Origin of the sequence: Caballeronia sp. GAFFF1 (genome assembly GCF_023630705.1) — a bacterium.
Taxonomy (GTDB): domain Bacteria; phylum Pseudomonadota; class Gammaproteobacteria; order Burkholderiales; family Burkholderiaceae; genus Caballeronia.
The window spans coordinates 167,068-189,647 of the sequence record NZ_JALQEM010000041.1 but is presented as its reverse complement, the minus strand read 5'-3'; the positions used below and the strand labels follow the sequence as shown (position 1 = coordinate 189,647).

Genomic DNA, 22,580 nt, shown 5'->3' with positions numbered 1-22,580 from the left:
CGTTGCAAGATCGCTTGCGCGTGCCTGTTTGCGGATTGCTACGGAACAACGCGAACTACTCGGCGACGCTCAAGCCTGAGCCGCCCATTTCCTTCGGCAAGTCCTGCATCTTCGGCAGACCGTCCTTCATCGGCAGCTTCGATTCCATGTAATGCACATGCAGGCCTGGTTCGTACGGGAAGTCATCGATCACGGCGGCATAGACGTCGGTCAGCCCCCAATGCGGATGCTCGGTGAAGAGATGCCCGCCGCAGTTCCTGCACCATTTTCGATAGCTCTGCTCAGTATTGTTGTAAGTGGCGATATGGTCCGCTCCACGAATGATGCGCAGCGCATCCGGCTTCCAGAGCGTGAACGCGTTGACGGGGCCCGCGGACCAGCGTCGGCACGATTGGCAATGGCAATAGCCCATGCCTTCAGGCTTCCCGTTCACCGTGAACCGCACCGCGCCGCAGAAACAACTGCCGTGGTAAGTAGCTGTGTCATTCATCGGAAGACCCCTCGTTAGTGTGGGTTGGCGAACGCTACGACTGGGCTTAACCTTGCGTCAGTGGTGTTTCGCGTGGATGCCAGTATCGGCGCGCGGACCGCTTCGTTGAATGACTGAGCGTCCAGATGTTTTGCGCGGGACGCCGAAACTTTGGGACTGACCATGGATGCGCTTTCCGACGTTCTTCGTCTTTTGCGTCTCAGCGGAGCCGTGTATCTGAACGGCGATTTCACGGCGCCGTGGTGCGTGGTCGGGCAGGTCGCGCCCGCCATGTGCGCGACGTTCCTGCCGCGCGCCGAGCGCGTCGTGTCGTATCACCTCATTCTGGAAGGCAGTTGCAGGGCGGCGTTGACCGACGACCCCGCCTCGGCCATTCGCGTCGATGCGGGGGAACTGCTCGTCGTGCCGCGAGGGGAGGCGCATCTGATGGGCAGTTCGCTCGATCTAGAGCCGACGCCCGCGGAGCAACTCGTGGCGAGATATCTCGCGACCTCGCCCGGCGACGTAATGCGCCTATGCGTCGGCGGAGAGGGCGCGGTCAAGGAAGATGGAAAGGAAGCGGCCCGCACGCGGATCGTCTGCGGCTTTCTCGCTTGCGACGATATGCTGGTCAATCCAGTGCTTTCGTCGTTGCCCCGTCTCTTCAAGATCGACATGCGCAACGATCCGCAATCCGCGTGGCTCGAATCGTCGCTGAGATTCGCGGTGACGGAGGCGGCCGAGTGGCGTCCCGGCAGCGCGACCGTGCTTGCCCGGCTCTCCGAACTGCTCTTCGTGGAAGCGGTGCGACGCTGCATCGCCTCGATGCCCGAGGATCGCCGTGGCTGGCTCGCGGGCGTCGAGGACCGGTTCGTGGGCAAGGCCCTCGCGTTGCTGCACGCGCAACCGGGTCATGACTGGACCGTCGATGAACTTGCGCGCCGCGTCGGTCTCTCCCGCTCCGCGCTTGCTCAGCGGTTCACGCAATTGCTCGGTCAGGCGCCGATGCAATACCTCGCGTGCTGGCGCTTGCAAGTGGCCGCGCAGGACCTGCTCGCGGGGCCGCGTCCGATCGCGGCAGTGGCGGAACGGGTGGGCTACGAATCGGAGGCGGCGTTCAATCGGGCGTTCAAGCGCCAGTTCGGGATGCCGCCCGCGAGCTGGCGGCGCAGTCAGGGGCGCGCGGTCAACGAAGCCTCGTCGAGCCTGGTCGGTGGCGAAGCGGACGAGGACGCGTGCGCGCCATTCGCCGTGCCAACGGGTGCGGGAACGCATCGCGAACATCGGATGAACGACGCTGCGTAAGTCCGGCCCTGAACGCTATCGACCGCTCTCGAGCCTAACGAAGCATTCGCGGCGCACGCCTTTGCTGTGACGCAGCGGCTCGATGTCGATTGCGCCAAGGTGAATGGCTACGATCGGCGGAACCGCTGCGGTCATCGCCGTCTTTTCAGACCGCAGCTCGCTGTTCGGCAAGCCACGCTCGCCATCCCCCGAACGCGGAGATGTCCGTGCCTGATTGCACGCCGTACGGTTCGCAGAGAAAGCCGATCACCCACGAGCCGTCCGTGAGTTCGACCTTGCCCAAGGCGAGCGGCGGCGGAACGGTCGCGATGAACGAGCCGAGTTCCGCGAACGGCATCTCCCATACTTCCACCGCGATTTCGACGCCGTTTTCTGCCACGCGCCACATGCCCGGCCGACGCGTTCCATCGGCCGACGCCGGCAGCGCGGCGAGCCGATACGACGCAGCGGTGCGTGTCGCCTGCACAAGATGCGCGCTTCGCGCAAGCAGGTCCCGGTTGAGCGGCAAGCCCTGCATATGCGCGCCGCACACCGCGATGCGAACGCGATCGTTCGTGGCGATGCTTTGCTCGCGCGTTGACACTACGTTGCCGCCTACGCATGCGATGCCGCTCGCGCGTTGCAGCAAGTCGGCGACGCCCAGCAGATACTGGTCCGTGAAAGCGCGGCCGAAGACGGTCACGCCCCACGGCAGACCGTTCTGCATGAAGGCTGTCGGCGTCGCGACGGCGGCGTAGTCGAGCAGGTTCATGAAGTTGGTGTAATGACCGAGCAGCGAGTTCGGTCCAATAGGATCAGCTTCCAGCTCGGCGAGCGTGACCGGACGCGGATACGTCGGCGTCAGAACGAAGTCGAGCGAATCGAGCGACGCGTCGCAGGTTGCCTTCAACGCCTGCAAGCGGTACTGCGCGCGGAACAGCTCGACAGCAGTTGCGCCGGGCGCCTTCGCCAGCACATCGCGGATGACGGGCAGCACCGCATCCGGCTGCGAGTGCATCAGGTCACGCACCACGCTGTAACGCTCCGCGACCCACGGACCTTGATAAAGCAGCTGCGCCGCTTCGACGAACGGCTCGAAGTCGATTTCGACGGCCTCGCCACCGGCTGCTTCGAGCATCGCGCGAGCCGCATCGAACAATGCGGGACTCTCGGCGCATCCTGCGAACTCCAGTTGCGCCGGCACGCCGAAGCGAAACGCGGCGGGCGTGCCGAACGCGCGCGCCGTGTTCCACTGCGGATTCTTGCGGCTATAGGCATCGCGGGCGTCCGCTTGCGCGGTGAGCGAGAGCAGTTCGCTCGCCTCTTGCGGCCTCGCCGTGAAGTAGGTCACGCAGTCCAGCGTGCGGCAGGCAGGCACGACGCCGGCCATCGAGAGCAGGCCCTTCGTCGGCTTGAGTCCGACGAGATTGTTCAGCGCGGCCGGCACGCGGCCGGAACCTGCCGTGTCCGTGCCGAGCGCAAAGCTCGCTACGCCGAGCGCGACAGCGAGCGACGATCCCGCGCTCGATCCGCCGGACGGGTATCCAGAATGCACGCTGTTGCGGCACTTGCCGTACGGCGAGCGCGTGCCGTTGAGACCGGTCGCGAACTGATCGAGGTTGGTCTTGCCGAGCGGTATCGCGCCGAGTTCGATGAGGCGCGCGACGACGGTCGCCGACTCCGATGGCGTGTAGGCGAACGCGGGGCAGGCGGCTGTCGTCTGTATGCCCGCGAGGTCGATGTTGTCCTTGATTGCAAACGGAATGCCGTAGAGCGGCATCGTTTCGGAGTCCTGCGCGTCGAGTCGTTCGAGGTACGGGGCGAGTTCCGCTTCGCTCAACAGGTGAATGAAGAGATTGAACTCGGGATTCAGCGCCGCAGCTTTGTCGCGCAATTGCGCAATCAACGCGCGCGGCGTGAGTGTCCTCGCGCGATACGCGGACCGAAGCGTGGATAGGCGCAGATCGAATGACGGCATGGTGGTGTGTCCCGTGTTCAGTGACGTTGGATGACGGCGACGCGCTGGCCGGCGCGCACGGGCGAGCCCGGCGCTACATGAATCGGGCCGACCTTGCCCGCGCATGGCGCGCAAACGGCGATCTCCATCTTCATCGACTCGATGACGAGCAGCACGTCGCCCGCGGATACTGCGTCGCCGGTTGCCACCTTCACTTGCCAGAGGCTGCCCGCAATCTCGCTGTCCACGGCGACTTCGCCGTCTTCGAGCGCGGCGAACTGCGCTTCTTCGACCGCCGGCGCATCCAGCGTGTCCTCGGTCGCGCCCGCTTCGCGCCAGCGTTCCCGTTCCGCGTTGAACGCCGCCTGTTGCCGCGAGCGGAATGCGTCGATGCTTGTCGATTCCTTATCGAGGAACGCCTGATAATCCGACAACGACAACTCCGTTTGCTCGATGCGCAACGGATAGCGGCCGAGCGGAAAATCCGCGCGGATGCCAAGCAGTTCGTCTGCCGGGACTTCGTAAAAGCGGATCTGATCGAAGAAGCGCAGCAGGAAGTGCTGCCCCGCGAAATCCGCGACCTTGCGATAGCGGTTCCACATTTGGAGCGTGCGGCCGACGAACTGATAGCCGCCCGGCCCTTCCATGCCGTACACGCACAGATACGCGCCGCCGATACCGACGGAATTCTCCGCCGTCCACGTACGCGCCGGGTTGTACTTCGTCGTCACGAGCCGGTGACGCGGATCGAGCGGCGTCGCGACGGGCGCGCCGAGATACACGTCGCCCAGGCCCATCACGAGATAGCTCGCGTCGAAAACGATGCGCTTTACAGCATCGATGGAATCGAGATCGTTGATGCGGCGGATGAACTCCAGATTGCTCGGGCACCACGGCGCATCCTTGCGCACGGTGGTCATGTACTTCTCGATGGCGAGCCGGCACGCCGGATCGTCCCACGAAAGCGGCAGATGAACCACGCGCGACGGCACGCGCAAATCCCGTTGCAACAGCACCTGCTCCCACGCCTCGGCGACGATCGCAAGCAGGCGGTCGAGCGGCAGATGGTCGGGCCGGTAATGAACTTGCAGCGAGCGAATGCCCGGCGTGAGGTCGATGACGCCGGCGAGCGCCTTCGCTTCGAGCGCCTGCATCAGCGCATGCCCGCGGAAGCGCGAGACGAGATCGAGTTCCGCCGGACCGATTTCGAGCAGCAGATGCGTGTCGCCGGAAACGCGCGCAACGAGCCTTTCACGGCCCGAGCCCGTGTCCAGAACGATAGGCGAGGTCAGCGGCGCGGTTCGCAGAGGCAGCGCGCCCGGCGCGAGCGTCAGCGTTTCGATCTCGTAGCGGCGCTGGCGCGCGGCCTCGCGTGCTGCGTCGATATCGACCGGCACGAAGCGCACCTTGTCGCCCGCCTTCAACTGGCCGATGTGCCACAGGTCGGCTTCGATAATCGTCACCGGACACACGAAACCGCCGAGGCTCGGGCCATCGGGGCCGAGAATCACCGGCATGTCGCCGGTGAAGTCGATCGCGCCGACCGCATACGGATTGTCGTGAATGTTCGACGGATGCAGGCCCGCTTCGCCGCCGTCCTCGCGCGCCCATTCGGGTTTCGGCCCGATCAGGCGCACGCCGGTCCGGCTGGAGTTGAAGTGAATCTCCCACTCGGTGTCGAAGAACCGCTCGATATACGGCGCGGTGAAGTACTCGGGCGCGCCATGCGGTCCGTAGATCACGCGAATGGTGCGCACGCTGTCGAGCGCCGGCACGTTGGAAAGCGCCGCGCCCGCGCGGTTATCCGCGAGCGGATAAAGATGCAGCACGTCGCCCGCGCGCAGGGCGCGGCCGCCGTGCCCGCCGAACTGGCCGAGCGTGAACGTGCTGCGGCTGCCGAGATACGACGCGACATCGAGCCCGCCGCGCACGCATAGATACGCGCGCGCGCCCGCGCCGCGTATCGTGCCCAACGCGAGCGTGGCGCCGGCCGGAACGTGAATGCTCGTGTTCAGCGGCTGTTCGACATCGTTGAGATGCACGGGAATCTGCGCGCCCGTGATGGCGACCACCGCGTCCGTATTGAAGCGCAGCGTCGGGCCGCTCATGGTGATTTCGAGCGCGGCGGCGTCCGCCGCATTGCCGAGCAGCTGGTTGCCGAGCCGCATCGCGCGGTCGTCCATCGGTCCCGACGGCGGAATGCCGACCGCCCAATAGCCGAGCCGTCCGGGATGGTCCTGCACGGTCGTCTGCGTGCCGCCGCTCACGACTTCCACGGTCGTCGCGCGATAGGCGAGCGCCTCCAGGCAGCGCGTCCACGGTTCGCCCGACGCGAACGGCGTGTCCTGCACGATCTGGCGCAGATAGTCGCGGTTCGTTTCGACGCCGTAGATGCGCGTCTCGTCGAGCGCCGCGTCGAGCGCGTGGCGGGCTTGGTCGCGCGTTGGCGACCACGCGATGATTTTCGCGAGCATCGGGTCGAAGTAGGGCGGCACCTCGCATCCCGCTTCGATCCACGTATCGATGCGCAGCGCGCGGCCATCCGCTGACGGAAACGCCACATCCGTGAGCAGCCCCGGACTCGGCTTGAAATCGCGTCCCGGGTCTTCGGCGTAGAGCCGCGCCTGTATCGCGTGACCGCGCGGCGCCAGACCGGCGGCGAGTTCCTTCAGCGGCGTGAGCGTTCCGGCCGCGAGCTCGATCATCCAGCGCACGAGATCGACGCCCCAGACCTGCTCGGTCACGCCATGTTCCACCTGAAGGCGCGTATTGACTTCGAGGAAATAGAACTGGCGGGCCGCGCTGTCGTACACGAATTCGACCGTGCCCGCCGAGCGGTAATCGACGGCCTTCGCGAGCTTCACGGCGGCGTCGCAGAGCGCTTCGGATATGCCTTCGGGCAGGCACGGCGCGGGCGTTTCTTCGAGCACTTTCTGATTGCGCCGCTGCACCGAGCAGTCGCGCACGCCGAGCGCGATGGCGTCGCCAAGGCCGTCGCCGAATACCTGCACTTCGAGATGCCGCGCCCGCTCGATGTACTTCTCCAGAAACACGCCCGCATCGCTGAAGTTGTTCTCGCCGAGGCGCTTGACCGCATCGAAATGCGTGGCGAGTTCGTCTGCATTCCAGCACACGCGCATGCCGATTCCGCCGCCGCCCGCCGTGCTCTTCAGCATCACCGGATATCCGATGGCCTGCGCCGCTTCCAGCGCTGCCGCCACGCCTTCGAGCAGTCCCGTGCCCTCGAGCATCGGCACGCCCTGACTTGCGGCGATTTCACGCGCCGTGTGCTTGAGGCCGAAGGCGCGCAATTGCGCGGGCGTCGGTCCGATAAACGCGATGCCCGCCGCTTCGCATGCTTCGCCGAACGCCGCGTTCTCCGACAGAAAGCCATAGCCCGGATGAATCGCCTGCGCGCCTTCGCGACGCGCGATCTCCAGAATCTTCGCCGTGTCGAGATACGTCACGGCGGCGGGACCGTCGCCGAGCGCATGAGCGATGGGCGCTTCGCTGACGTGACGGCTCGCGCGGTCGGCTTCGGCATAGACGGCGACGCCGGTGACATTCAGGTCGCGCAACGTTCGAAGAATGCGACACGCGATAGCGCCACGGTTGGCAATGAGTATCTTCTCGAACATGGGAGCAGTCTTGATTCGGAGGCGGGCCGTCCCGCCGTGAGAATGGCGAGCCGTGGTCGTCCACGGCCCGCGCGCAATCAGCGATGCGCTTGCGTCAATTCCTCGCCCGTCAGTTCCTCGCGCGTGCGCGCGAAGCATCGTCCCGAGCGAACGAGCATGAGCTGATAAAGCCAGCTGCGAATGCGCTTCAGTTCCATATCAGGAGCTCCGCGGGCGTCGGGTTATAGGCATTGCACGGGTTGTTCAATTGCGGGCAGTTGGAGATCAGCACGATCACGTCCATTTCCGCGCGCAATTCCACGTACTTGCCCGGCGCGGAAATGCCGTCTTCGAACGTCAGGCCGCCTTGCGAAGTCACCGGCACGTTCATGAAGAAGTTGACGTTCGCGCCGATGTCGCGCTTCGAAAGCCGCCCGTCGTGCGCGCAGGCACGCAGGAAGTTGTCGCGGCAGCTATGCATGTAGCGCTTTTCGAGCGCGTAGCGCACCGTATTGCTTTCCTGCGCGCAGGCGCCGCCGAGCGTGTCGTGACGGCCGCACGTATCGGCGACGATGGTGAGCATCGGATTGCCGAGGTTCGAGTAAAGCACCGAGCCGGACGTCAGATAAAGGCTCTGTTGGCGGCGCAGCGTGCGTTGCGGATCGAACCGCTCGCGCGGATCGGCGAGACTGTAGAAGAGCGTATCGACGGCCTGATTGCCTTCCAGATCGACGATGCGCAATGTCTGCCCGGCCTTCACCTCGTGCAGCCAGGGCTCGCCCGCGGCGAGCGTTTCGCGATACACCGCGCTTTCGGGATGTTTTTCGCTGACGGTAAGCATGCTGGTCATGAGTGGGTCCGTGCTCACAGAAAGAAGCGTTCGGTGTTGATGAAGCCGCGTACGTTCTCGTCGCACGCGGTGCGGCAGAGTTCGGCGACATCCGCTTGCGCCGTGCTAAGTTCGAGCTTGACGGGCTTCGGCGAATACTCGGGGTTCGGGTCGAGCGGATGCTGAATCGCCGTGAGCACGACGAGCGTGTTCATCGGCGCATAGAGCTCCACGTAGTCGCCCGGTTTCGAGTTGCCGGGTACGAACCGCAGCGCGCCTTCATCGGTGACATTGACGCGGCTGAACAGATTGAGCGTCATCATCAGATCGGAAATGCCGAGGCCCCACTTGCCCATCTCGACGAGCAGGTTGTCCGTGCCGTTGCGATAGAACGCGTTACGCAATTCCTGATAGCGGCCCGCGCCGTATCGCTCGGTCACTTCCTCTGCGTTCGATACGCCGCCGATGCTGTCGTGCCAGCCGCACGTGTCCGCGACGATCGCGGCCAGCACGCGCCCCATGTCGGAGTAGAGGCAATGGCCGGCCGTGAGCTTCGCGGTATGCTGGCACTTCAGCGAATCGGGCAAGTTCAGCCGTTCGCTCTTCTCGGACGCGTTCACCATCATCACGCTGACGTTCGCGCCGCCGCGCAGGTCCGTCACGCGCAACGACTGTCCGCGTTTTACGATGAGCGACGTATGCCCGCCACCGGGGACGGTTTCTTCGAGCAGCAAGGTCATGGGCGGATTCCCTCCAGTGAAACAAGTTGGACGTCCGAAGCACCTTGCATCGCCGCCTGCGCGATATGAACGGCCGAGGCGGAGTCGCGGGTGCGATCGAGCGGAATGTTGTACGTGATGCGCGCGCCGTACGCGCCGGGCGCTTGCGGGTCCACGCGAACCTTGTCGAACACGAGCACGCGGCTGCCTAGCGTAAAGCCTTCTTTCAGGTCGTGCGTGACCATGAAGATGGTGAGCTTCGACTCACGCCATAGTTCGGACAAGAGCGCGTGCATGTCCTTGCGTATGCCCGGATCGAGCGCGCCGAAGGGCTCGTCGAGCAACAGCACGCGCGGCTTCATCATCAGCGCCTGCGCGATGGCAAGCCGTTGCTGCATGCCGCCCGAAAGCTGCTGCGGGTATTTGTTGAGCGCCGCGCCCAGACCCACGCGTTCGAGCATCGCTGCCGCTTCGTCACGCGCGGCGCGGCGCTTCGCGCCAAACAGCCGGCCCGTGAACTTCGCGCGCGGCAGTTCGAGGCCGAGCATCACGTTATGCAGCGCGTCCAGGTGATCGAAGACGGAATAGCGTTGAAACACGACGCCGCGATGCGCGTCCGGCTCACCCGGAAGCGGCGCGCCATCCAGCAGAATCTCGCCGCGCGTCGGGCGCTCCTGGCCGAGCAGAAGCCGCAGAAACGTCGACTTGCCGCAGCCCGAGGCGCCGACCATCGAGCAGAATTCGCCTTCCTTGATGGTTAGATTCAGGCGTTCCAGCACGACCTGATCTCCGTACTCTTTCCAAACGTTGCGGACTTCGATCATCGCGCGCTCCCGCCGAACCACGGAAAGCACCATTGCGTGATGCGTCGAAGCAGCTCGTCGGTGAGCCACGCGAGCAGCGTGATCCATGCGACGTACGGCAGAATGAGATCCATCGACAGATAGCGGCGCACGAGGAAGATGCGGTAGCCGAGGCCGTCGGTGGACGCGATCGCTTCCGCCGCGATCAGAAAGAGCCACGCGGCGCCGAGCGAAAGACGCAGCGCCACCAGCAAGCGCGGCAGGAGTTGAGGCAGCACGAGCCGCAGAATCAGCGTCCAGCTGCTTGCGCCGAGCGTCTGCGCCTTGACCCACAACTCGGCGGGAATGTCGCTTGTGCGCGCATGCAGGTCGCGAATGATCATCGGCGTGATGCCGACGACGATCAGCACGACCTTCGACAACTCGTCGAGTCCGAACACGATGAAGAGAATCGGCAGCACGGCAAGCGGCGGGACCATCGAAATGACCGTGACGAACGGCGAGAGCGTCGCGCTGACGAGCGGGAAGGAGCCCGTCGCGATGGCGATGACGAGCGCGATCGCCGCGCTCACGACGAGGCCGATGCAAAGCCGCCGCAAGCTCGACAGCGTGTCGGCCCACAACAGATACTCGCCCGTACGCTTGTCCTCGGTGAAGGCGACCGACTTCACGGCATCGCTCATTTGCGTCGCGCTCGGCAACAGCTTGTCGTCGGGATTGACCGAAAGCCGCATCGACGATCCGGTGAAATAAACCGCAAACAGCACGACGAACGGCAACAGCAGCAGCATCAGGCCGCCGGTCCTGCTGGGATGTCGATTGATGAGTCGCATGGTGACCGCCTCGTTGAAGACTCGAAGATGATCAGAGCTTGCCCGCTGCCGCCATCTCGACATAGGTCGGATCGAAGCGCAGCTTGACATTGCTCTTGTTTCCGATTACGACGCCCTTGTCGAACGCCATGCCCACCGCGTCCGCGCTCTTCGCGTCCTGACCGAGCAGGCCGTGATCGAACGAGAACTTCGCGACGCGCGTCATGATCTTCGGCATGTCGGGGCTCGTGACGAAATCCAGCGCCGCTTTCGGCGTGTAGAAGAGGGCAGTGGTGGACAACTGGCCTTTGAAGTTGGCGAGATCGGTGCCGGAAGACTTCGCCATTGCGGTGAGCGCGTTCGTGGTCTCGGCGGAGTTGCCGTGCATGAGCGCGACCATCTCGAACCATGCGCCGGTCAGCGCCTTGCCGAGGGCGGGATTGTCCTGCAGCGTCTTCGTGTTGACGACCATCATGTCCATGATTTCGCCGGGGATCTTGCTGGAATCGAAGACTTCGGTGACGTTCGGCTGTGCCTTGAGATCGGCGAGCATCGGGTTCCATGTCACCGCGTTGTGAACGGCCGGCGTCGCGAATGCGCCTGAGATATCGGCATCGGATGTATTGACGACCTTGAGATCGCGCTCGCTCATGTGGGCGCTGTCGAGCGCCCGCGCGAGCAGATAGTGCGACACGGAGAACTGCACGAGGTTGACTTGCTGGCCCTTCAGATCGGCGATCTGCTTGCCCTTGCCCTTCATGAGCACGCCGTCGTTGCCGTTGGAGTAGTCGCTCACGATGAGCGCGGTCGAATCGACGCCGCCCGCCGCCGGAATGGTGAGCGCATCCATGTTGGTCATGGCGCAGCCATCGAACTTGCCGGCCGTGTACTGATTGATGGACTCGACGTAGTCGTTCAGCTGCACGACATCGACGTTGATGCCGTACTTCTTCGCCCACTTCGACACGATGCCCTGAGTCTTGGCCTGACCCCAGGGCATCCAGCCCGCATAGATGGTCCAGCACACCTTGAAGTCGTTGCGGGGCGCGGCGAACGCGGCGCTCGAGGCGAGCGTGACGAGGGAAACGGCGGCGATGCCGAGACAGCGGGCGAGCTTGCGCATGAGGTTGACCTCGGAGGAGACGGTTGGCGACGGCAGGGAGCAGCGCAAACATCGCGTTCTCTCCCGGGCTTTTGTCCCGCCGTGTAACCTCGTGCGAGGTCGACAGCTCTCGGACCAGCATCTGCGAGCAGACCGGAACCCTAGCCGTCCATTTCAGATTGTTTGGTGAACCGGATGACGCGCCGGCTCCTTGCGCAACGATTAAAGCGGGAAGCGTGCCAAGGGCGGCGAATCAAGGCCTGTGCGGGTTATGTCGGGCGAGGGATGCGCAGTCCGGGTGAGGGCTTGCACTGGAACGCATCACGATGCACGGGTTTTGGGCGCGCCTTCTTCTATTGCGCCGTAAAAAGGGGCGAAGATCGTTGGCATGCAGCGTTGCGAAGACGGGGCGGGCAAGGACCGATAGCCGACGAGCCTCACGACATGCGCCTCGCGCGGGGAACGCGCGCGGGTGGCCATTGATGGCGGTGCCGGTGCCGCCGATCATCTTTACTGTCCGCGTTGACGCGTTGCGAGAATCTCGCGAGCGCCGGATGGATAGCGTTGCGCCAGCGCGGCCCCGTGAACAGATCCGTCGATGGTCAGTTGCCACCGCGGTGTATGGTCCGCGGCGAAAGACGGCTGCGCCGCGTGAGTTCGGCCCTCGCCGGTGATGTCGTCGCAATCTCCTTCGATGGTGCAGAGCGGCGTTTCTCTCAACGTCTCGGGCCGTACTTTCCTCGAGTCGACGTGCCAGAGTCCGCGTACAAGCAACGCGTCCTGAAAGACGACGCGAATGATGTCGAGAAAATTCGCCTCTGGCATCTCCAGCACGGCTGCGTATTCGTCGAGCTCCGGCCGTGTGGTTGCAAACGGTTCCGCGGAAAGATTCATTGCGCTTAGCCTGCAGCGCACGCCTATTGCGCTTTGCCGCTCGGGATGTGCGGCAAACAGCGCAGCGTGCTGGAGATGGCCGCGATAAACCCGACTCGTCGCGCCTGCATATGGCTGCGGCACGGTGTCGATGGTGCAGTCGCAAAATCAGGCGATATCGTGACTGCTCGCGAACCGTTCGATTGCCGTGGGATTGAGCCGCGCGTCCACCGGGCCGCCCATCCGCGTGATGCTTGCAAGCCGACACTTGCCCGCATCCGCCAAAAGCGCGGCGGCAGCGAGGACAGCGGGGCGCAGCCTGACAGATTGCGAACATAGGGACGGTGGCATGCACGTGTTGCACGCGTCGCATGCGCATCGAAAAGAATGTCGCAGCCATCATGCCAGTCGGTGACGTGACGTCGCCGTCGTGTAGCAGCGTTTCGACGGCTTCCCGCAGCATCACCGCGTGATGGCCCGCGAGCGGCGCGCACAGCATATTCGCGGTCCGCGTGCTGGAACGCGAAACGTGCGTCGCGTGTTTCTTTATCGCAAAGCGGCGCAAGACGCAGAACGGCACGCTATCGACGATCGTCTCCTGCACAGGACAGGCGATGCCCGTACACTCGATGATTCTTATTTCGAAAGAGGCGATCGCCTGGCTCCGAACAACGTTGCATCCAGCCACCGTCCGTACGATAGCCATAAATTATGCATGCGGTCTGTCGTCTCGGTAGGACAACCAATCAATGACTAATTAACCGCTTTATTCGGGCGGTGATCAGCCAGAACGCGCAACGGCACGTGTTGCGATTCAACGACGAACCCGACGTCCAGATAGATTCGCAGACCAAATTGACGCTATCCTTTTGAGACGACGGAAGCTTCTCCGTAGAGAGGGCGTTGCGGCACGGGGTGGCGTGAAGCGTTTAATGAAAACACTTCAACCGTGGAGTTGCAAATGAAGAGAACTCTGATTGCCGGAGCGGCGCTGGCTACCCTGGCCGGCACGGCGCAGGCGCAAAGCAGCGTGACGCTCTATGGCCTGATCGACGCAGGCCTGACTTACACGAACAGTCAGATCACCGGCACAGGAGCAGGTGGTCACAGCAACTGGCAGATGACGAGCGGCGGCGTTCAGTACAGTCGTTGGGGGCTGCGCGGTGCGGAAGACCTCGGCGGCGGACTGCAGGCGATCTTCAACCTGGAAAACGGCTTCAACATCAACAACGGGCAGTTGTCGTCTGCCAATCGCATCTTCAACCGTTTGGCCTACGTGGGCGTTTCCAGCCGCGACTTCGGCTCGCTGACCCTGGGGCGTCAAACGGACGGCATGGTTGACTTCCTCGGACCTCTTTCGCTTACCGGAACGCAGTATGGCGGCACGCACTTCGCACACCCGTTCGACATCGACAACCTGAACGACTCGTTTCAGATCAACAATTCGGTGAAGTATCAAAGTCCCGATTTCGCGGGCTTCAAACTCGGCGCGCTTTACGGGTTCTCGAACCAGGCCGGCGGCTTCGCGAATAATCGCGCGTACAGTGTCGGCATGTCGTACATGTGGGGCCCGTTGAACGTCGGCGCCGGATATCTGCACCTGAACAATTCGGCCGCTACTCCGGCACAACTCAACACGAATGGGGCGGTCACGGATACCCTCGGAACCTCGTTGTCAGGCCTGTTGACCCCGACCTCCGTGCCATTAGGGGCACTCGCTCGTCGGCAACAGACGTGGGGCGGAGGCGTGAATTACGCGATCGGGCCGTTGGTTGCGGGCTTGGTCTATACGCAAACGAACCTGACCGAACTGTTTCTGACTGGCTTCAACACGCACTTCCAGAACTATGAAGGAAATATCCGCTTTGCTCTAACACCTGCCGTCATGCTGGCGGCTGCCTACACTTACTCACGCGCGGGAGGTAACGCGGGTGGCGGAGCGCCGCACTGGAATCAGGTGAGCGCGCTAGCCAACTATGCCTTCTCCAAGCGCACGGACGTGTACATTCAAAGCACCTATCAAAGCGTGAGCGCGAGGTCGGGCAACCCTCTGGGGGTCGCCTGGATCAACGGTATCAGCGCGCCCGCATCGACATCCAATCAGGTCGAGGCCACCGTGGGCGTACGACACCGTTTCTAGGCTTAGGATCGAAACGGGGACGCCGCGCCAAGGTTGAGCCCATACCACCGTCGCGGGCTGGACGCCGAACCGCAGCGTGGTTCGGCGTCGATCTGCAATGCGGCCGAACCGTGCGCAATCCGCAGTGCAGGCGCGACATCGCGATGTTTCGTTGGACCGATGCGTTCGACAATCGAAGATGCGTGCGGCAATTACGGGTGTCGAGCCATCGCGAGTCTTGGTAAAAGACTGTCCACTCGTGTCTCCCGCGCGACGCTCAAATCTCTCATGTCGAACGAGAGCGCGCGCATGATCAACGCGCGCCGTCGTGCCTTGCACAAGACGATTGCCGGAACGTTGAAACCGAGACGCAGAGACACGCTCGCGGCGAAAGGCTGCAATCAGTCCAACGGCTTTTCGTCAGCCGGCTCTGAAAGCCGACGGCTTTGCCGCGTTTTCCGGCGCAAAAGAGCGCAGAAGCCACCATTTTCCGGACGCGTCCGAACGAGGATTATCAGCAGCGAACTCGCTGCGGCGTGGCCGCGACCATCAGCTTCCGCCCGAAGTCGGGGACGATAAAGGACCGTCGCCTGCTGGGCATCGCGCGCGTCGGTCAGTGCGTGACGATCCCGTCGAACACGCTCGGCAATCACTCGAAGTACTGGCATTACATTTGCAATCAGCTTGTCGGAGCGAACCCCGCCTTGCCGGAACCGGCTAAGACCGATCTGGCATCGCTCGATCTGCGCGCGTTCGCACCGCGGATTCCCCGTAGATGTAACGTCGAATAATCAGGTATCCGTAACATTAGAGATGACGCAGAATGCCGCGAGTCCCGGCGCGTTCCGCTTCGTCATCAACGGCCAGACGTATGACCCTTCGCTGGTCGCCTTCGAGGGCGTGCTCGGGAACGTCGATCAATGGACCATCAACGCGACGGCCGCCGGTGGCCATGTGTTCCACATTCACGTCAATCCGTTCCGTGTGGTGGGCATCCGGAACCCCGCAGGCAATTCGATCTTCGATCCATCGGGCGGATGCACGGCGGCGGAACGGGCAACCGGCGACACCGAATACTGCGGCATGAAGGACGTGATCCGCGACACGTTCTTCGTCAAGCCGGGCTATAAACGCGTGATGCGCACGCCCTGTCAGCATTTCACCGGCGAGTTCGTCATGCACTGCCACATCCTGGATCACGAAGACCAGCGGATGATGGCGAACGTGGCCGTCGTTTCGCCCGCGACCGCGCTGCTCCAGCGCATGACCGACCCGATGCATCGACATCGCGACAGGCTCTGCGATGGTTCGAGGCGCGCGATGGCAAAGAGCATACAGAGCTCGATGCTGCGTTATCGTCGATTTGCTCGGCGAACGAGAAGGGCCGCCGAGTCGCAAGATACAACGAACGCGCCGCTTCTCATTGCATTCGCATTGGCCGTTCTTGCCGGTGGCAATGCGTTCCCTATCAGACGTGCATCAGCGTCGCCGCCATCGGGTTGAAGGATTGCGCGAGCGCAGAAAGTTCTGCCACGTTTGACTCCGACGCGCTCGACTCTTTGTGCATAAGCGGTTGAGCCGCATCGTTGCTATCCTCAAGCTCCGGGTCGTGCCGGAGCTCTTTTTTCGGCGGCCGGACGTCGCTGTGTCTTTTCGCATGCGAGGAATGGATAATGCTGCGGACAAATATTCGACAAGCCGGCCGCAAACATGATCGTTCGAATCGCCCAATATCCGCTCAAGAAGCGACTTCTGCTCGGTCTTGCGTCTACCGCGGCCATACTCGTAGCCCAGCAAGGGCTTACCATGATCGCGCACGGACGGTTGCCGTTCCTTCTCATCAGCGCGGCGTTGCCGATTGTCACTGTGCTATTCGGCGCTTTCTCGGGCGCATTGCTGTGGGCGAGCGGCATCGCGTTCGGTGCCTTATGGATGCAGCCTGTCGGCAGTCTGGCCGTGCCGCAGTCCGAAGACCGCGTGGTGTTGCTCGCCTACGCGATCGTCGGCGCATTGCTGGTGATGGCCGGGCAACAACTATCTCAGTTGGCCCGGCGAGCGGGGCGGGCCGAAGCCGCGACGCACGACGCGGCAGATCGCCTCCTACAGGTCGAGCGGGATGCGCGGCACCGGTTCGACGTCGCGCTCAATAGCGCGGGCATTCCGTTTTTCATCGTCACACCGGTCGTGCGCGAGGGGCACATCGCGGAGCTTCGTTGGGACTATCTCAACGAGGCGGCCGCGCGGCTCTTCAACCCTGCCGCGGGGGTGGTGGTCGGAAGCTCCACCTTGTATGTGCGGCCTGCCGGGTGGGATGCGGACCTGCTGCTCGACCGTCTCGCGCCGTTGGCCGAACGCGACGGGCGCGATGCTTTCGATGTGCGCGTCGATGGAGCGGACGGCGAACAATGGTTTCACGTCGTCGCCGCGTCACTGGGCGGTTCCGTCGTGGCATGGTTCGGGGACGTCACCCCGCGCGTGCGGGCGGAACGGGCGCTCTCGGACGCGGACCGACGCAAAGACGAGTTTCTCGCCACGCTCGCCCATGAATTGCGCAACCCGCTCGCGCCGATCAGACAGGTCGCGGAGATCCTGGAGCAAGCCGATCTGACGGACGAGCGCAGGAAGTGGTGCGTCGCGGTGCTGCATCGGCAGTCCGCTGCGATGGCGCTGCTGCTGGACGACTTGCTCGATGTGTCACGCATCACGCGTGGGGCGCTCAGGCTTCGCAAAGAGACGGTGGCGCTCAGGGAAGTCATCGACGAAGCAGTCGAAATCGCGAGGCCGGTTCTCGAAGCCAAGGCGCACGAGCTTGTGATCGAACCGCCCGCCCGGCCCTTGCATGTCGAGGCTGACCGCCTGCGACTCGCGCAGGTACTCGGAAACCTGCTGACGAACGCCGCCAAATACACGCCACCGGGTGGGCGCATCGAACTGACAGGGACTGCCGATGACAAGGCGATCGTGCTGTCAGTCGCCGACAATGGAATCGGAATCGAGCCCGACAAGCTGTCAGCCATCTTCTCGATGTTCTCGCAGGTGAACCCCGATCACCACCGTCAGGGAGGGCTTGGGATCGGGCTTGCGCTGTCGAAGTCGCTGGTCGAGCTGCATGGCGGCCGACTCACCGTGTCGAGCGGGGGAAAGAATCGAGGCAGTTGTTTCTCCATTCATCTTCCGGCCGAATCCCGCGTGGTGGCCGCGCCGGGACCGGCGCGCGACGCGGGAGCCGTCATGTGGGCGGGTGCGAAGCATCGCATACTGGTCGTTGACGACAATATCGATGCGGCGGACGCGCTGAGCGCGCTCCTTGAGCTCGAAGGGCACCAGGTGCGAACAGTGTACTCAGGCGAAGAGGCCATCGACATCCTGAGCCATTACAGCCCGGAAGTGATTCTGCTGGACCTCGGCTTGCCGGGCATGAGCGGCTGCGACGTCGCTCGGCGAATTCGCGCGACGTCGGCAACGAAGGATGTGACGATCATCGCCATTACCGGCTGGGGACAGCCGCAGGACCGGGAGCGGACTGGCGATGCAGGATTCGACTTCCATTTCACGAAGCCTGTCGATGTCGTCCAGCTTCGTGAAGCGATCGAGAGCGCGGGCGCGCCCGCCTGACGCAGGCATAAGCCGGCGGCGCATGCGAGCCGCCCGGCGCGGACTATTGGCGAAAAAGGCTTCGCGCTAGCTGCCGCGCCATTGGCGCGAAAAGACCCGTGACGGGCGAGCGCGATGACGTCCGTCAGGATGGGTCAACGGCTCGCCAATTCGTCCGAAAAAATTGCTGACTAGGTTAAGAACTGTGTACGAATTGCCGACCTTGCTCTAATATCTGGGAAAACACTAGATAACTGAGAGAAGGCGGTCATGGAAGCCGAATACGAAATTCTGTACAAGGGGTGCACGCTGTCGCCCATCGTTATCGACGATGGCGAGTTTTATACCGCGATGGTCGTGGTGAATTCGCCCAGCGGCGAAGTGCGCGCAAGCGGCGCGCTCGGCGAGTTCCCGTGCGCCTTGTCGGCCAGGCAGTTCGCCATTGCGTATGGAATGGCGGACGTGGACCGCAGGGAACCGCCTGTCCCTGACTGGCCGACGCACATCACGCTGCGAAGCGTTCCGCGGCCCGTCCGGAGCTAGTGGCTGAAGCGCTCGCTGCCGGCGGTCTTCTTCGAGGCAGTCGTGCGCTCGGAAAGACTGCTGAGAATGATCAGCCTGCGAATGCACGAAGAAGGTTTTGAAGTAGAGAAAGGCTACTGGGTCGCCGCTTATTGATGCCGTCGAACTCGCGGCGGAAGCGGCATCCAGAGCCCGGCTTCCCGAAAGTATCGATCGTCGTCGAACCCCGGCAGCAATAGAACGCAGGGCCAGAGAAGCGACGTCAGCGCCCGCCACCTTCAACCGCGCTTCTGCACGGGTTACTAAGCCGAGTCAAAGCGGCGAGCAGTTCGAGGCGCTAGGCGATCACCAAACGCCCGTCTACAAAACAATTCAGCGCCCAACTCCGCTCGCAGCAATCTGCTTCTCGACGTATTTCGCAAAAAGCGCGTGCATGGCCGTCGTCGGGTGCAGGTAGTCAGCAAACATGTAAGTTTGGTCGGCGTTCGCGGCGACGTACGTGGACGGCGAGCACAAGAGCGAAGTGTTGTCCGGCGTTTTGGACGGGTCACAGGCCTGCGCCGTGTTGGCTACCGTGAACCCGTTCGCCTGATAGTTCTGGATGGTCTGCGTGGTCCATGTATAGGCGTCGACGAAAATGACCTTGCTTTGCAGGTTGTTGGCCTGCAAGGCAGTCAGCAGCGTCGAATTGAACAGTTGCGAGAGTCTTGAGAGGTTGCCGCCGCCATCAGCTTGCCGAATACCGTCCGGCGCCAACCCGACATTAGGGACGTTGACCACGACGACATGCGTCGCGCCGGCCCCGACTATCTGCCCGACCAGCCCGGCGAGCGTCGTCGCCGCCGTCTGCACGGTCTGGTCGGCGGCGGGCGGCGAGCCTGCCCGAAGCACGTCATTCGAGCCCGCCCAGACAAGCACCAGCTGATTCGAATTGAAGCTCGTATGCGCCGACAGATAGCTCGAAATCTGCTGACTGACCGGCATCTCGATGTCGCCGATTAAGTCGGTGAGGAACCGCTCCTGATTGGCGGGCGTTGCGACGGTCGATCCGCCCTGCGCGTAGCCGAGACCGCTTTGCGCCTTCAGTTCATGGCCGGGATCGACGACATAGGCCGCAGTCAGCGTGTCGCCATAGTACTGCGCGACATCCTGCGACCAGACCTGGCCCGGGTTCGTCGTGAACCGTCCGCCGCCCACCGCGCTCGCTATCGGCGCATAGGTGCCGACGTCTGACAGACTATCGCCGAATGCCACAACCTGTAATTTGATGCCGCCTGCCGTACTGGTGGAGGTGGCGCTCGTCGAATTGTCGCCGCCGCCGCACGACGTAAGCAGTGCAAGAAGGAGGGTAGATATTGTCTTTCGCATCATCGGGTAGATGTTCGGCTTGAGCACTTGCGTATCCGTGTCGTCGTTAAGGGCTGCGGCTCCGCCCTGCAATTGCGTCATACGAATGCAGCCCGAAGTATCCCTCCGATGAGAGAGAGCAAAAATGATGCAAAGCCGGAGGGAGGACAGTCCCGCGTTTTCTAGATCACCTTGTTGAATGAGGCCGATTGCGGTCGCGGTAAGGCCGTTGCGTTGGGCAGGAAAGAAACCGGGTAACCGCTTCCGCGCCTTTGGGCGTAATTGTTGCTCGCCGGGCCTTGCGCACGGTACCGTTGAGATCGCTCGCAGCGCGTGAGCGGTCTCGCATACCAGTATCGATCAGCGTTCGATGTTTCTTCCAATCAGCAGGGGACGACGATGCGTGCTATCTCCTCAGGCGTTCGGTTTGCGTCGGCAATAGGCCTGGCTCTGTGCATCGCCGGGTGCGGGGGCGGTGAATCGGCTGTTACCGATACTGCTGTGGCGAAAGAGTCGGCGCACGTCAGCGCTTCATCCGCCAACGATAACGCCGCGCCGAACGGCCGATCGCAACACGCCGCGACCGTCAGGCTGCAACGCTACACGATCGACCCGTCGAAGGTCTTCGTCGCGGGCATTTCGTCGGGCGGCTTCGTTGCGGTGCAAATGCACGTCGCGCACTCCGCGACGTTCAAAGGGGCGGCCGTCTATGCCGGCGGCGTGTATTGGTGCGCGGGCGTCGGCGGCGCTGCGACAGCGCTAGCGAACTGCGGTGGCTTGACGCTTCCGACGAATCAGGCGTCGTATAACAGTACGCTCTTCGCTTCGGAAACTTATCTCGACGCGCAATCGGCACTCGGCACGATCGACCCATCGACGAATCTGCGCGGACAACCTGTCTATCTCTGGTCTGGAACGCAAGACGAGGTGGTCAATCCACTCGAAATGGCCGACCTGAAATCCGAGTACCAGCATTACGGCGCGAAGATTCACTTCGACAACGCGTTTCCCGCTGCGCATGGCTGGGAATCGCCCGACGGCGAGCTTGCGTGCGGCACGCTCGGGAGCCCGTACATGGTGCGTTGCTCGGCCAACGGAGCGACCTACGACTCGGTCAAAACCTGGCTGACCATGTTCATCGGTCCGCTGAAGCCGCGCAACGGCGGCAAGCTCTCCGGCTCGCTGCTTACCTTCGATCAGACCGAGTTCGGGGCGTCGCCGAACCTCTCGATGAGTTCGACGGGCAGCGTCTTTGTTCCGAAAGCCTGCGCGCAAGGCCAGCAATGCGGATTGGTGCTGGCGCTTCATGGCTGCTTGCAACAGGCGTCGCTGATCGGAAACCGTTGGGTCACCGAAGCAGGCATCAACGAGTGGGCCGACACGAACAAACTGGTCGTCGTCTATCCCGACACAGTCGCGTCGTCCGCGCCGGGGCCGACGAACCCTAACGGATGCTTCGACTGGTGGGGCTACTCCAATCAGTACGATCCCAACTACGCGCTCAAGAGTGGCGCGCAGTTGTCCGTGCTATACGCGATGGTGCGACGCGTGACCGGACGACCCTAGTCCACGGAAGTGAAGGCTGTTATGCAGCGACTAGCGTGCGATGATCAAGCATGCGCTGCATGCGACGCTCCCACGGCGCGCGGCGACACTGCCCCGCACGCGCGAATGACGAGTCGCACGACTTCTTCCGTCTGTTCGTCGAAGGCTTTTTGCGTGAGCGCGCGCTTGCCTTTGAGCGCGCGAATCTGCGCATCGAAGTCGGCGTAATGCTGCGTGATCGCCCAGATCATGAACATGAACGTATCCGGTTCGACCGGCGCAAGCAGGCCGCGCGCGATCCAGCTCTCGATAACCGTCACGCGCGTATTCAGCCACGGCTTCACGCGCTCGCTCAGGATGTCCTGCATGTGGTGCGCGCCGTGAATGATTTCGCTCGCCCACACTTTCGAGCCGAGCGGCCGTCTTCTCGACAACTCCATTTTCGCGCGCACATAACCGCCGATCGCTTGCACCGGGTCGTCGCTGCACTCGAACGTATCCGCCGCGCGATGCCAGTCCTCGAATATGTCTTCCAGCACGCGGCGATAGAGCGCGAGCTTCGTCGGGAAGTAGTAATGCAGATTGGCCTTCGGCAAGCCGGCGCGCTCGGCGATCATCGCCGTGCTCGCGCCTTCTAATCCCTTCTCGGCAAACACCGCCTCCGCACAGGCAAGCAGGTGCACCTCGTTGGTTTCGCGAATCTGCGCGCGGCGTCGCCGCAAGGGTGGCGGCGCCTCTTCGTTTGCGGTGATGCTGTTCGTGGCTTCGTCGTGTCTCATCGTCGCGCTCTTGCCGTCTGTACTGCATCGTGCCTGAATCGAGCCGCTGGCGCACGCCGCGCTGCATCGCGACGAAAGCGTCGGCAAACACCGCATGCATGGATGCTGCGGTGCAATGGCATGGTTATCGCTTTTTCCGCTCCGTGTTTGCCCGCACACGAAATACGTTGATTTGCTTATTTTAATCGGCTAAAACCTGTCCAACCGGA

The 22,580-nt window shown here is 63.1% G+C and carries 17 protein-coding genes, 1 pseudogene and 1 riboswitch; of the genes and pseudogenes, 7 read left to right on the top strand and 11 right to left on the bottom strand.

Features of this window, described 5'->3' with window-relative positions; translation table 11 throughout:
* Nucleotides 1-55: 55 nt before the first annotated feature.
* Complete coding sequence (locus NCR37_RS26190) at nucleotides 56-490, bottom strand: GFA family protein (protein WP_250475718.1); 435 nt, start codon at nucleotides 488-490, stop codon at nucleotides 56-58.
* 162 nt (nucleotides 491-652) lie between these two features.
* Here NCR37_RS26190 and NCR37_RS26185 point away from each other — a divergent pair, with 162 nt between their 5' ends.
* A complete protein-coding gene (locus NCR37_RS26185) occupies nucleotides 653-1,774 on the top strand; it encodes an AraC family transcriptional regulator (protein WP_250475717.1) in 1,122 nt (373 codons plus the stop codon).
* Between the two features lie 145 nt (nucleotides 1,775-1,919).
* Here NCR37_RS26185 and atzF read toward each other — a convergent pair whose 3' ends face one another.
* The 8 genes and pseudogenes from atzF to NCR37_RS26145 all read right to left on the bottom strand — a co-directional run.
* Nucleotides 1,920-3,731 (bottom strand): allophanate hydrolase, encoded by a 1,812-nt coding sequence (gene atzF, locus NCR37_RS26180; protein WP_250475716.1) that lies wholly within the window; start codon nucleotides 3,729-3,731, stop codon nucleotides 1,920-1,922.
* 17 nt (nucleotides 3,732-3,748) lie between these two features.
* Entirely contained in the window at nucleotides 3,749-7,348 is a 3,600-nt protein-coding gene (uca, locus tag NCR37_RS26175; protein ID WP_250475715.1) for an urea carboxylase, read from the bottom strand.
* 187 nt (nucleotides 7,349-7,535) lie between these two features.
* Complete coding sequence (locus NCR37_RS26170) at nucleotides 7,536-8,177, bottom strand: urea amidolyase associated protein UAAP2 (RefSeq protein WP_250475714.1); 642 nt, start codon at nucleotides 8,175-8,177, stop codon at nucleotides 7,536-7,538.
* Nucleotides 8,178-8,191: 14 nt separating this feature from the next.
* Nucleotides 8,192-8,896, bottom strand: coding sequence for an urea amidolyase associated protein UAAP1 (locus NCR37_RS26165; RefSeq protein WP_250475713.1), 705 nt, complete (start codon nucleotides 8,894-8,896; stop codon nucleotides 8,192-8,194).
* On the bottom strand, nucleotides 8,893-9,699 hold the full coding sequence (locus NCR37_RS26160) for an ABC transporter ATP-binding protein (RefSeq protein WP_250475712.1): 807 nt from the start codon (nucleotides 9,697-9,699) through the stop codon (nucleotides 8,893-8,895). The genes NCR37_RS26165 and NCR37_RS26160 overlap by 4 nt, the downstream gene beginning before the upstream one ends.
* Nucleotides 9,696-10,511 (bottom strand): ABC transporter permease, encoded by an 816-nt coding sequence (locus NCR37_RS26155; RefSeq protein WP_250475711.1) that lies wholly within the window; start codon nucleotides 10,509-10,511, stop codon nucleotides 9,696-9,698. The genes NCR37_RS26160 and NCR37_RS26155 overlap by 4 nt, the downstream gene beginning before the upstream one ends.
* Before the next feature lie 31 nt (nucleotides 10,512-10,542).
* Nucleotides 10,543-11,613 (bottom strand): putative urea ABC transporter substrate-binding protein, encoded by a 1,071-nt coding sequence (locus tag NCR37_RS26150; RefSeq protein ID WP_250475710.1) that lies wholly within the window; start codon nucleotides 11,611-11,613, stop codon nucleotides 10,543-10,545.
* 58 nt (nucleotides 11,614-11,671) lie between these two features.
* A riboswitch (guanidine-I (ykkC/yxkD leader) is annotated at nucleotides 11,672-11,768 on the bottom strand.
* A 334-nt stretch (nucleotides 11,769-12,102) separates the two neighbouring features.
* Nucleotides 12,103-12,621: pseudogene (locus tag NCR37_RS26145) on the bottom strand (hypothetical protein); the annotation flags it as partial.
* An 805-nt stretch (nucleotides 12,622-13,426) separates the two neighbouring features.
* On the opposite strand from NCR37_RS26145, the gene NCR37_RS26140 reads away from it, so the two are divergent.
* From NCR37_RS26140 to NCR37_RS26120, 5 genes are all read left to right on the top strand, one after another.
* Nucleotides 13,427-14,605, top strand: a complete 1,179-nt coding sequence (locus NCR37_RS26140; RefSeq protein ID WP_250475708.1) for a porin — start codon at nucleotides 13,427-13,429, stop codon at nucleotides 14,603-14,605.
* 515 nt (nucleotides 14,606-15,120) lie between these two features.
* Entirely contained in the window at nucleotides 15,121-15,375 is a 255-nt protein-coding gene (locus NCR37_RS26135; protein ID WP_250475707.1) for a hypothetical protein, read from the top strand.
* On the top strand, nucleotides 15,269-16,087 hold the full coding sequence (locus tag NCR37_RS26130; protein WP_350029098.1) for a multicopper oxidase domain-containing protein: 819 nt from the start codon (nucleotides 15,269-15,271) through the stop codon (nucleotides 16,085-16,087). The genes NCR37_RS26135 and NCR37_RS26130 overlap by 107 nt, the downstream gene beginning before the upstream one ends.
* Nucleotides 16,088-16,561: 474 nt before the next feature.
* The gene (locus NCR37_RS26125; protein WP_250475705.1) at nucleotides 16,562-18,199 is read left to right on the top strand and encodes a hybrid sensor histidine kinase/response regulator; all 1,638 of its coding nucleotides are present in this window, start codon (nucleotides 16,562-16,564) and stop codon (nucleotides 18,197-18,199) included.
* A 249-nt stretch (nucleotides 18,200-18,448) separates the two neighbouring features.
* On the top strand, nucleotides 18,449-18,721 hold the full coding sequence (locus NCR37_RS26120; protein ID WP_250475704.1) for a hypothetical protein: 273 nt from the start codon (nucleotides 18,449-18,451) through the stop codon (nucleotides 18,719-18,721).
* A 351-nt stretch (nucleotides 18,722-19,072) separates the two neighbouring features.
* Here the strand turns inward: NCR37_RS26120 and NCR37_RS26115 are convergent, their stop codons facing one another.
* Complete coding sequence (locus tag NCR37_RS26115; RefSeq protein WP_250475976.1) at nucleotides 19,073-20,071, bottom strand: SGNH/GDSL hydrolase family protein; 999 nt, start codon at nucleotides 20,069-20,071, stop codon at nucleotides 19,073-19,075.
* Nucleotides 20,072-20,548: 477 nt separating this feature from the next.
* On the opposite strand from NCR37_RS26115, the gene NCR37_RS26110 reads away from it, so the two are divergent.
* Complete coding sequence (locus NCR37_RS26110; RefSeq protein ID WP_250475703.1) at nucleotides 20,549-21,613, top strand: extracellular catalytic domain type 2 short-chain-length polyhydroxyalkanoate depolymerase; 1,065 nt, start codon at nucleotides 20,549-20,551, stop codon at nucleotides 21,611-21,613.
* 44 nt (nucleotides 21,614-21,657) lie between these two features.
* Here the strand turns inward: NCR37_RS26110 and NCR37_RS26105 are convergent, their stop codons facing one another.
* Nucleotides 21,658-22,371 carry a TetR/AcrR family transcriptional regulator gene (locus tag NCR37_RS26105; RefSeq protein ID WP_250475702.1) on the bottom strand — a complete coding sequence of 238 codons (714 nt, stop codon included), beginning with the start codon at nucleotides 22,369-22,371 and terminating at the stop codon, nucleotides 21,658-21,660.
* Nucleotides 22,372-22,580 lie beyond the last annotated feature (209 nt).